Below are 10562 nucleotides of genomic sequence, written 5' to 3'. Positions count from 1 at the left end.
GACACCCTCATCAGCGCCCACAACCTCGCCGCCGACCTCTGGGCGCTGGGTGAATACCAGCGAGCCCGCGAACTGAACGAGGACACCCTCCCCCGATGCAAACGCGTCCTCGGCGACAACCACTCCGACACGCTGAACAGCGCCAAACTCGCCGCCGCCCTCCGGGGGCTGGAACATGGTGGGGACGCTTCGAAATGACAGGTCTCGCTGCCTGACCAACTGCCTGACGACGGTGTCGGACTTCGGCGGACACTGACGGACGTCAGCAGACTCCTACAGTCATGCAACCAGCACCTCTGATCAGATGTTTCATGCCTGTTAAGTGCCTGGGGGTCAAGGGATCACAGGCTCAGGGGCCGTTCGCGCATGATCGTCTGCAGCCGCAAGCGGATCTTCGGCCTACTGGATAGTTCGCGAAATTCGCGCGACTGATCATTTATGCGGGCTTGGAATCGTCCTCGCCGGGTTGCTGCTGTTCGCTTTGCTTTCTATCGGGTTGAACGCGATGCCCTTGCGGGTCGCCCCCTCGAACAGGGCGTCGCCGGTCAAGGTGGCTTCCTCGAACACGGCGTCGCCGGTGAAGGTGGCCTCCTCGAACAGGGCGTCGCCGCCAAAGCTCACCCCGCCGAACCAGGCATTGCCAGTGAACTTCACTCCGCCTAACCAGGCGACACCGGTGAAGATCGCCTTGTTGAACCAGGTGAGGCCGCCAAAGCGCGCCCCTTCGAACATGGCGTCGCCACCGAAAGACGCACCGCTGAACCCGGCGACACGGGTGAAGGTGGCCCGCTCGAACTTGGCCTCGCCGGTGAAGGTCACCCCGTCGAACCTGGCGTGGCAGGGGAAGGTCACGCTCCTGAACATGGCGTCGCCAGTGAAAGACGCCCGGCCGAACCCGACATCGCCGCCGAAAACTCCCCCTTCGAACACGGCGACGCCGCCGAAAACCGCACCTTCGAACATGGCGTCGCCACCGAAAGACGCCCCGCCAAACCAGGCGCCGCCACCGAAAGACGCCCCGTCAAACCTGGCGTCGCCACCGAAAGACGCCCTGCTGAACCCAGCGACGCCGGTGAAGGACGCCCCGTCAAACCCAGCGCCGCCACTGAAAGACGCGCGGTCAAACCTGGCGACGCCGGTGAAGGACGCCTCGTCGAATCGGGTGTCGCCGGTAAAGGTCGACTCGGCGAACCTGGCGTCGCCAGTGAAGGTCGCCCTCTGGAAGTTAACTGCGTCGACGCGGCAGCGGGTGAGAGCGAAGTCGATGAGGGTGGCGCCGGCGAGATCTAGGATTATGCCAGGCCAGAAGGTCTGACGCGGCTGGTCAGGGTTGTTGTCGGGCTGCAAATGGCGGTGCAGGAGTCGTTGGGCCGTAAGGCGTACTTCACGCTCCTGCCACCGGTCTTCTTGAGTATGACCTGCGCCCCGAGTTGATGCGGGCGCGCGATGCAAGGTGGCCGATCGCAGCAACGGGCGCCGCACCCCCAGCCGGCGGGGCTCACCAACATCTGATGGCGAGGTGTACGGGCTGCGCAGGTAGGCGCAGATCACGTCGACCACTGTCTGCCGCTGGGACGGATTGTCCTGCGCGACGCGTTCCAAGGCGTAGAGCCCGCCGTGACGGACCGCGGCCTGCGCGGAGCCGAGTTGCTCGACTGCCTTGAGGTAGAGCTCGGTCAGCCGCCGCTCAGCAGCATCATGCTGCTGGTGTACGAGGGCGCGTTCGCGGTTGTCCAGGTCGGCTTCGGTGGAGTGCTGGCGTCGCCAGGCCAAGTACAGGGCGATCACGCCGCCGCTGCCCACCCCAATACTCAGCCCGATCTTCAACGCGTCCAGCCGCGCGGTGACCAGCTGGGCCCCGTTCAGTCCGGCGGTCGCTGGCCACCACAACGCCACCACTGCGCCCGCAGTCAGCACCGTGATCACGGCCGCGATCCACCACATCATCTTCGGCGACAGTTCTCGCAACCGCGCCGGCGCGGCGGGAAGCAGCGGGGGCGGCACGACGGTGACAGGGGGCGGCGTGGCGTCGTCAGTCATGTCCATTAACGTCGTAAAACGCCGCCAAATTGTTGCTGATGACCGGTGGCTCCCCGGCTGAGCTCAGCCAGCCGAGGGCCCCACCTGAGCCTCCGAGGTCGAGACCTCGACTTCAGGAGCTCAGCAACGGTCACCACGCCACCGCCACGCCGGGCCCGCAGATCGGCGCTCATGCTCCACAGCAGCGCGGTGACGGGCACGTTGATCGCCGCGGAACTCCGGCGACTGAGCGCGTTTCTAGGCCGGTTACGCCCAATGGATGCCCAAAGGCCGCGATCGGCACGACACACGCCGCGCGTTTGCGCAGGTCAAGACTCGCGTGGGCACTGCAGAGGGTCTAACCCGCCGGAGGCCGAACGCGGTTCCAGGGGAGCGAGTTACCCCGACGTCTCGATCTCGTCCCGGCCATTGTTGGTTCGAACCGCTGCGCCGCTGACGAAAGTCGGTCGTGCCCGACCCCTATCCGTCTGTCGCAGTAACGTCGGCGCGAGTTGTAAAGACTCTGTTTCAGAGTGTCGGCTGGGTATGGCTCCGGCTGATGTGAGAGAGGTGCGTGAAGAGTGGCAGTTGAGGCTGTGGAGCTGGTCGTGTCGGCGTTGACAGCCGGCGCGGTCGCGGGAGTGAAGGACACGGCGAGTGCCGCAGTAAAAGACGCGTACGCCAGCGTGCAGAGCGGTGTACGTCGGCTGCTGAGCCACAGTGACGCGGGTGAGGACGTGTCAGTACTCGAGGCGTATGCGGTGGCCCCCGACGAGTACCGCGACGGCCTGGTCGCGGCGCTGAGCGCTGCTGGTGCAGGCGAAGACGCTGAATTGGTCGCGGCCGCGCAGGCGGTCTTGGCCGCCGTGGATCCGCCCGGGGCGGAAGCGGGCAAGTACAACGTGCAAGTGCAGGACTCGCAGGGCGTGCAGGTCGGTGACGGCAACACGATGAAGCTGAGGTTCTGACCAGGACGCTGCGATGACACCCCAACCCGAGCATCCTGCCGAGCGGCAGATCCATATCTCAGGCAGCCGTGCGGTGCAGGTCGGTGACGGCAACGTCCTGCACGTGCACGAGCGGCCCGCCTGGGGTTCGCTCTGGCCAGCACAGGCCAGAAAGCCGTCGGCGCGGCGGGTGTTTCTCAGCCACGCCAGTGAGTTGCGAGAGCTGCCCGAGAAGCCGCGGTCGTTTGTGGCGGCGGCGGAGGCGGCGGTGACGCGGGCCGGGGACGCGGTGGCGGACATGGCCTACTTCACCGCCCGAGATGTCACACCTGAGCAGGTAGACCGCGAGAAGCTAGCCGAGGCCGACGTCTATGTCCTGATCGCGGGCTTCTGCTACGGCACGCTGGTCCGGGGCCGCCCGGAAATCTCCTACACCGAGCAGGAGTTCCAGACCGCCACGGATACCGGCCTGCCGCGGCTGGTGTTTCTGCTGGCCGAGGACACCGAAGGGCCGCCGGCCTTGTTCCGGGACCTGCGCTACGGGGCCCGGCAGGAAGCGTTCCGGCAACGGCTCCACGACAGCGGCGTCACCGTGACCACGGTGTCCACGCCCGACCAGCTGGAAACCAAGCTGCTGCAGGCGCTGACCGGTCTGTCCCGCCCGGAGCAACAGTCCATGCCCGCAGGCCGGATCTGGAACATCCCTGCCCGCACCGTCGACTTCACCGGCCGCGCAGACCTCCTAGACGAGTTGCGTACGGCGTTGTGTTCGGGTCAGCCGGCGGTGGTGCAGGCGGTGCACGGGATGGGCGGGGTTGGCAAAACCACCACCGCGATCGAATACGCCCACCGCTACGCCGAGGACTACGACGTCGCCTGGTGGGTGCCCTCGGAAGACCCGGCCCTCGTCGCCGACCGCCTGGCCGCGCTCGCCCGAGCCTTAGACCTGGCCACCGATCAGGACTCGCCGGCCATCGCGTTGGCCCGGCTGGGGGGCACGCTGCAGGCACGCGACCGGTGGCTGCTGGTGTTCGACAACGCCGAGGACCCCGCCGTGCTGCGGCCGTTGCTGCCCGGCGGCGACGGCCACGTAATCATCACCTCCCGCAATCCTCACTGGGCCGACGTCGGCGCCCCACTGCCGGTGCGAGAATTCACCCGCGCCGAATCAGTGCATCTGCTGCGAACGCGTCGTCCCCAGCTCACCGATGCCGACGCCGGTCGCATCGCCCACGCCCTGGGCGACCTGCCACTGGCCGTCGCTCAAGCCGCTTGGCTGCTGGGCGCCACCGGCTGGTCCTCCGATCTCTACCTCGATCTGCTCGCCCGGCGTACCGACGAGCTACTGGCACGGCACACGCCCAACAACGTCTACCCCGTCTCACTCACCGCGGCTTGGACTGTGTCGTTCGATCAGCTCGCCCGTGACCACCCCGCCGCCCTCGACACCCTCACCCTCGTGGCGTGGCTGGCTCCCGAACCGGTACCGCTCACCCTTCTCACCCACCAGGACGGCGAAGCCGGTGCCATCGCCCGCGACCCGCTGGCCTTTGCCGACCTCACCGCCACCCTGCGCACCCACGGGCTGGCCGAAGTCACCACCACGACCATCCAGCTCCACCGCGTTCCCGCCGCGCTGCTGCGAGCACGCACCCGCCACGACATCGCAGCGGACGACGACTCGGACTCCACTTGGCCCGTTACAGCGGTCCGGCTGCTTAAAGCTGGGCTCCCTGACAGTCCGTGGGATAACCCGCCGAGCTGGCCGAGCTGGCGAGCGCTCCTGCCCCATCTGCTCGCCGTCTGCGACCCCAGGCGCGCGTGGCAACCAGTATCGGAAGCAGTCGCGTACTTGCTCGACCGCACCGCGGTCTATCTCCAGACTCGAGGGGACGCGCTCACCGCACTACCGCTAATCCAGCGGGCACACACCCTTAGTAAGGACCTCCTTGGTGAGGAGGCTCCCTACACCGTCGCCATCGCCAACAACCTCGCCGGCAGCCTCAGGGCGGTGGGCAAATTCCAGCAAGCCCGTGAACTCGACGAGGACATCCACGCACGCTTCAAACGCATTTTCGGCGACGACCACCCCTACACCCTCACCTCCGCCAACAACCTCGCCACCGACCTCGCCGAACTGGGCGAGCACCGGCAAGCCCGCGAACTCGACGAGGACACCCTCGCTCGACGCAAACGCACCCTCGGCGACGACCACCCCGACACCCTCACGTCCGCCAACAACCTCGCCGCCGACCTCGGCCAGCTGGGCGAGCACCGGCAAGCCAGCGAACTCGCCCAGGACACCCTCGCCCGCCGCAAACGCATCCTCGGCGACGACCACCCCCAGACCCTCTCCACCGCCAACAACCTCGCCACCGACCTCCGCCAGCTAGGCGAGCACCGGCAAGCCCGCGAACTGCACGAGGACACCCTCGCTCGCCGCAAACGCATCCTCGGCGACGACCACCCCCAGACCCTCTCCACCGCCAACAACCTCGCCACCGACCTCGGCCAGCTAGGCGAGCACCGGCAAGCCCGCGAACTGCACGAGGACACCCTCGCTCGCCGCAAACGCATCCTCGGCGACGACCACCCCGACACCCTCACGTCCGCTAACAAGGTGAAGGCCTTGCGACATGGCGAGGAACCGCCGGAATGAAGGTCAAATTCAAATCGCTCAGGGGCGTTCGGCCCCAAATACACTCCATCTGTACAGCAGCGAAGTACAGCAACCGCACCGGACCTCAGCGACCAGCATCGACCACCGATAACCCTCTGACCTCGGCAAAGACCGGGAACGACCTTACTGCTGATAGTTCGCATCGAGAAGGTCAGGGGTTCGATTCCCCTCAGCTCCACCAGAAGGTCTTTATTCAAACACCGCCGGGCCGCGATACGCGTGCCGGGCGTGTTTATGTGTACACGGTCTGTTACGGCGACCGTCTCGCCGAACGTCGCCCGGAGTACCTCAGTCGGACTTGTTCGCGTGGCCTCGGGACCGGACGCGAGAGCCTGAACGGCGCGACCAGCGTCCAGCAGCGCGGCGAACGGTTCTGTCATGGCGGCGCGCTCTACGGTCCCGTCTTCGCGGATGTACAGCTTCTCGAAGAACCCTTGGTTGATCTGCCGCTTCACGTGGTCCGGCGCGGTGAGGTAGGCCCGCTCGCAGTGGCTCGCGGCTACCAGGGCTCGGCTGAGCGTGTCTTCCACGTCGGCAGTGGAGACCTTGGCTGCCGTGATCTGCACCTCTGCCTCGGCCAACGCGCGGGTTAAGCGCCTCATCTCGGCGGCGAGCAAGTCTTGCGGGATCGCCCCGGCGTAGTGGGCTTGGAGCAGCTTTTCGCGCTCGTCCTGAACTCGGCGTTTGCGCGAAGTGGCCTGTTCTAGGCTGCGGGCCGCCTCGGCTTGCTGCGTTGCCAGCTCCTCGTGAACCGTCGCGCGGATCAGCTCGGCGTACTGAGGCGCAACGTGGAACGTGCCGTAGAAGCGGGCCACCGCCTCTTCGACGCGTTCGGCACGGATGGCTCGGCGGATGCAGTTGTTGACTTTGGTCTTCTTCTTGACGCACATGAAGTAGTCGTATGCTTCACCGCTCTTGCCCCGGTTGCGGGAGAAGATGAGACGCCCGCCGCAGTCCGAACAGTAGATAGTGGAGCGCAGGTAATGGTTGTGAACCCGCTCCTTGTCACCGGTGTGGTTGTGGGCCGCCAAGATAGCTTGGTTGGCAAGCCAGATGTCAGGTTCAACCAGGGGCTCATGCTTGCCCTCGTAGTGAATACCTTGGTAGCTGACCACGCCCATGTAGTACGGGTTGCCCAAGATCTTGTACATCGTCGTAAGGGAAATGGGCTTGGCTGGGCGGCTCGGCGTTGGCCTGCTCGTGAGGCCCTTCGCCTGGGCGGCGAGCGTCAGATCAATGGCGCTCCATTGGCCTGTCGAGTACTCCTCAAGGCACCAGTGGATGGTCTCGGCGCGCTCGGGGTCTTGCTCTACCCACGAGAACTCCACGCTGCCCCGCGTCTCACGGCGGTTGAGGTAGCCAAGAGGCGCCCGGAACGGCGTCCCGCCCTCTTGAGCTTTGCGCACGAGTCCTTTCATGACCTCCTGGGCCAGGTTGCCCGAGTAGAACTGAGCAATCTCGGCCATGAGGCCATACAACAGCCGGCCGCTGGGGGTGTCGTCGATGTTCTCAGTGCAAGAGACGAGCTTGACGCCGTGCTTGCGCAGCATGAGGTTGATCGCTATGTCGTCTTCACGGTTTCGCGCCAGCCGGTCGATCTTGTGCACGATGACGTAGTCCGGCCGAATGGTCTTGATGTCCTTGAGTAACTTCTGCAGCTGCTCCCGGTCGGCGGACCGGGCTGACTCGCCAGCGTCCACGTATTCTTCATGCACGGTGACGCCCAGCTGCTGGGCCTTGGCGTAGCAAGCCTCACGTTGGGCCGGTATCGAGTAGCCCTCAGCGCCGCCGCCGGTGCGAGCCTGTTCTTTGGTGCTGACCCGCAGATACGCAAACGCTACGCCATTGCCCGTGGCTGGCGTGCCGTCGACTGCGGCCTGATCGCCATGATGGCGGCGAATAGCCTTGATCGCTGCATGCAGGCTGGACGTTCGAGACGGGTCAGCTGGCATCTGGTCGTTTGTCATAATGACCTCCTTTCGATTGGCGGACTCCATTACTTCTCGTCGCTCTGCGGATCAGTTGGCTCTTGGCTGTCGGTCTCAATGATCTGCACTGATCCGATGTAGCTAATGAGCTGCTTGGCGTGCTCGTCTACCTCGTAGTGCGGCGCAGACGCAATCTCTAGCCGAGAGCCGGCCTTGGCGATCGTCCAAGCAATGCTGGCATAGCGCGCCACCTTGCGAGCGATGCGGTCGTGGTCGAACGTGATGACGTAGTCCGGCGTCAGGGTGGCGAGGTTGTCGAGAAGCTTGGCCAAGCCGGGCTGGTCGTCGAGGTTGGCCGTGCTGCCGCGATCGACGTACTCACCAAGGACCCGCAGGTTCAGTTCATTGGCTCGCTGTTGGCAGACGCTTCGTTGCCTGGCTAGGACGCTGAAGATGTCTCCAGCCCGACCGCTGCCAACGCGCAGATAAAACACGGCCGTCTGCGCTGGTTGATCTTGACTCATGGTTGTCTCCTTTTGGCTTCGTGAAGGTATTAAATAGTTTCTCCTTAATCATTTTCTCAGTCTTTCTTGCAAGTGCCAAGAAAGGTATTCCTGTCCTTATTGAGGATGCCCTTTAAAAAGGGTGGTACGGGATGGCGTCTTATGGCTGCCATCCCGTACCGGGCGACCAGCGAGGGCGCTTACTCGCTTTCGCTGGTCGCGCTCTTGCGGCGAGAAGCCGTCCTCGGGGCCGTCTCCGGCTTGTCCGATGCATCGCCGAACAGACCTTCGATGGCTCCGCGCCGGGCAGCCGCTTCACGCTCGATTTCCTCAAGCGCGGCAGTGGCCCGAGCGGCGAAGTCCTCTTCCTGCCGCTTGGTGGAGACGTACAGCTCGACGGCTCGCAGGACCGCATCGGCCAGCGAAATCTGGTCGAGCTGGGCCACCAACGAGAACTGCGCGTGCAGCGCGTCGGGCAACTTGACGCCCAGCGTCTTCACATTGGAGCGGGGTTCGGACATGACGGTGCCTTCCTACTCGGCGTTGGTGGGACCGCCCACACTCCGCAGACCGGTGCCTGCGAAGCGACAACTTGAGCGACCCCACGCCGCCGACAAAGCGGGCGTTCCAAGGCTCATGCGACCTTGGCCGCCTGAGCCCGGTGAGCGGTGAGACGCGCCTCGGCCAGCACTGCGTACGCCTCGTTGAGTTCGATGCCGACCCAATCCCGGCCGTAGGTTTCGGCCGCCACCGCAACGGTCCCGGCGCCCAAGAACGGGTCAAGGACGCGCCCACGGCGGAACTGCTGGTGTGGACAACTTGGGGCCAACGGTCCGGTGGCCAGCTGCCGTCCGTTCACGGTCTGCAGGGTGCGCCGCCAAGGCAGATCGCATACGGCGCAGACGCGTTCCGGACAGGTGGTCAGCAGCGGCCGACGCACCAGCGCCAGCGGGAAGGTGGCGAAGTGCGCGCCGCGGTAGCTGCCGGTTGGGATGGTCCAGACGTCGCCCGGACTCTTGCCGAGCGGGTGGCTGGCCAGGCCGGTGGTTTTCATCTGGGCGAGCCCCTGGTTGAGGTCGACTCGGGGGCTGGTCCCGCCGTTCAGGGACGGCACGGCGTCGCGGCTGAGGTAGGTCCGAGCCGGAGTCCGCGCGGAGCCGGCTGGCGCCGTCTGGGCGGGCTCGCGCACCGGGTCAAGGTCGAAGAAGTAACGCGGCTGGCGGGTCAACAGAAACAGCAGTTCGTGGCTGGCGGTGAAGCGGTCCCGCACGCTCGACGGCGTGGGATTGGGCTTGGCCCAGATGATTTGGTTGCGCAGCAGCCAACCCGAAGCCGTCAGACGCAGAGCGACGCGTTGCGGCCCGAGCAGCAGGCTCTTCTTCGCTGCGCCCTCACGCTCGTGACGGCTGAAGCCGTCGCCGAGATTGAGCCACAAGCTGCCGGTGGGCGTGAGGACGCGGGCCAGCTCGTTACACACCGCCGTGATGGCTTCGGCCCAGTCGTCCACGGTCGGCTCCGCCCCGATCTGACCGGAGTGGCCGTAGTCGCGCAGCGCCCAGTACGGCGGGGAGGTGATGACACAGTCCACCGACGCGTCGGGCAGCTGTGCTAAGCGCTCCCGTACGTCGCCGATGAGGATGTGGCGAACGAATTGGTCAGGGGTCAAGGTCATTGGGCACCTCCTTCGTCGTTGGGTATTTCGGTCAGGCGGATCACGGCCTCGTCTGCCAGGCAGACCGTGAACAGGTCGTGGGCTTCGGCGGGCAGACGGCGGATGACGCTCGCTATGGCTGCCTGTCGGGCGGGCGTGGGGACGGTCCACCAGGTGCGGGGAAACACTTCGTGGCGGGCCTGCTCCAAGCCGCTGCGCCAGTAGGCGACATAGACGTCCAGCTTGCGGCGGATGGTTGGCAGGCTCTCGGTCGCCATATCGACTTCGACAAACGACGTCAGCTCGTAGCCGTCTCGCTCGATCTGGACGAAGGCGTCCGGCTTCAAGGTGACGGGCACCCCACCGGGGCCGGAGAAGGTGCGCCAGCACTGCGGTTCGGCGGCGAAGCCGATCTGAGCGTCCAGGTGCTGGCGGCCGAACTCGGTCAGCTGGACGCGCAGTTCACTCACCGCCAGCGCGTGATCCGCAAAAGCGGGCTTGGTCTCCGTGACCCGGCGGTGCCGCTGCGGGGCGGGGTTGCCGACGTCGAGCACCGCCAGGCCCAGGCCCGTCAGGCCGTAGACGTAGCCCTGGCTTCCGGCTCGCACGCCGCCGATGCGTCGGCGCAGCCGGACGACGAGTCCGAGGCGATGGAAGCGAGTCAGGGCCGCGCGGGCTTTGCGTGCCTGCGTTTCGGGCTGGCCGTCCGGGAAGTGTTGGCGGAAGATCTGTCCGCCCGTCATGAGCCGGAGTGTTCGCAGGTCGCGCAAGATCGCCAGGTCGCGGTCACTGAGCCGGGCCGCCAGCCGTCCGGCGCGTCCACGGCCACTCATC

The 10562-nt window shown here is 65.9% G+C and carries 8 protein-coding genes and 1 pseudogene; 3 read left to right on the top strand and 6 right to left on the bottom strand.

The window, feature by feature from the left end; translation table 11 throughout:
* The coding region (locus tag AB0F52_RS01520; protein ID WP_360163408.1) for a tetratricopeptide repeat protein at positions 1-198 on the top strand (198 nt) is incomplete at its 5' end.
* A gap of 234 nt (positions 199-432) precedes the next feature.
* On the opposite strand, the gene AB0F52_RS01515 is transcribed toward AB0F52_RS01520, so the two are convergent.
* Entirely contained in the window at positions 433-2040 is a 1608-nt protein-coding gene (locus AB0F52_RS01515; protein WP_360163406.1) for a pentapeptide repeat-containing protein, read from the bottom strand.
* Positions 2041-2615: 575 nt separating this feature from the next.
* On the opposite strand from AB0F52_RS01515, the gene AB0F52_RS01510 reads away from it, so the two are divergent.
* Together AB0F52_RS01510 and fxsT are read left to right on the top strand one after the other, a co-directional pair.
* Positions 2616-2987 carry a hypothetical protein gene (locus AB0F52_RS01510; RefSeq protein WP_360163404.1) on the top strand — a complete coding sequence of 124 codons (372 nt, stop codon included), beginning with the start codon at positions 2616-2618 and terminating at the stop codon, positions 2985-2987.
* A 13-nt stretch (positions 2988-3000) separates the two neighbouring features.
* The gene (gene fxsT / locus AB0F52_RS01505) at positions 3001-5625 is read left to right on the top strand and encodes an FxSxx-COOH system tetratricopeptide repeat protein (RefSeq protein WP_360163402.1); all 2625 of its coding nucleotides are present in this window, start codon (positions 3001-3003) and stop codon (positions 5623-5625) included.
* Between the two features lie 887 nt (positions 5626-6512).
* Here the strand turns inward: fxsT and AB0F52_RS01500 are convergent.
* The 5 genes and pseudogenes from AB0F52_RS01500 to AB0F52_RS01480 form a co-directional block, all read right to left on the bottom strand.
* Positions 6513-7598, bottom strand: a pseudogene (locus AB0F52_RS01500) (recombinase family protein); the annotation flags it as partial.
* Positions 7599-7642: 44 nt separating this feature from the next.
* The gene (locus AB0F52_RS01495; protein ID WP_360163400.1) at positions 7643-8098 is read right to left on the bottom strand and encodes a recombinase family protein; all 456 of its coding nucleotides are present in this window, start codon (positions 8096-8098) and stop codon (positions 7643-7645) included.
* A gap of 179 nt (positions 8099-8277) precedes the next feature.
* A complete protein-coding gene (locus tag AB0F52_RS01490; RefSeq protein WP_360163398.1) occupies positions 8278-8598 on the bottom strand; it encodes a hypothetical protein in 321 nt (106 codons plus the stop codon).
* A gap of 113 nt (positions 8599-8711) precedes the next feature.
* On the bottom strand, positions 8712-9749 hold the full coding sequence (locus AB0F52_RS01485) for a site-specific DNA-methyltransferase (protein ID WP_360163396.1): 1038 nt from the start codon (positions 9747-9749) through the stop codon (positions 8712-8714).
* A complete protein-coding gene (locus AB0F52_RS01480; protein ID WP_360163394.1) occupies positions 9746-10561 on the bottom strand; it encodes a replication-relaxation family protein in 816 nt (271 codons plus the stop codon). The genes AB0F52_RS01485 and AB0F52_RS01480 overlap by 4 nt, the downstream gene beginning before the upstream one ends.
* Position 10562: the final 1 nt, after the last annotated feature.

The sequence above is a fragment of the Amycolatopsis sp. NPDC024027 genome (assembly GCF_040638975.1).
Lineage (GTDB): Bacteria > Actinomycetota > Actinomycetes > Mycobacteriales > Pseudonocardiaceae > Amycolatopsis.
The sequence above is the reverse complement of the archived record's forward strand: the minus strand, read 5'-3'. Positions and strand labels throughout refer to the sequence as shown.

Coding starts and splice junctions, on each gene's coding strand:
- AB0F52_RS01490 (WP_360163398.1), bottom strand. CDS start 8,598: ATGTCCGAACCCCGCTCCAATGTGAAGACGCTGGGCGTCAAGTTGCCC.
- AB0F52_RS01480 (WP_360163394.1), bottom strand. CDS start 10,561: ATGAGTGGCCGTGGACGCGCCGGACGGCTGGCGGCCCGGCTCAGTGAC.
- AB0F52_RS01515 (WP_360163406.1), bottom strand. CDS start 2,040: ATGACTGACGACGCCACGCCGCCCCCTGTCACCGTCGTGCCGCCCCCG.
- AB0F52_RS01495 (WP_360163400.1), bottom strand. CDS start 8,098: ATGAGTCAAGATCAACCAGCGCAGACGGCCGTGTTTTATCTGCGCGTT.
- AB0F52_RS01485 (WP_360163396.1), bottom strand. CDS start 9,749: ATGACCTTGACCCCTGACCAATTCGTTCGCCACATCCTCATCGGCGAC.
- fxsT (WP_360163402.1), top strand. CDS start 3,001: ATGACACCCCAACCCGAGCATCCTGCCGAGCGGCAGATCCATATCTCA.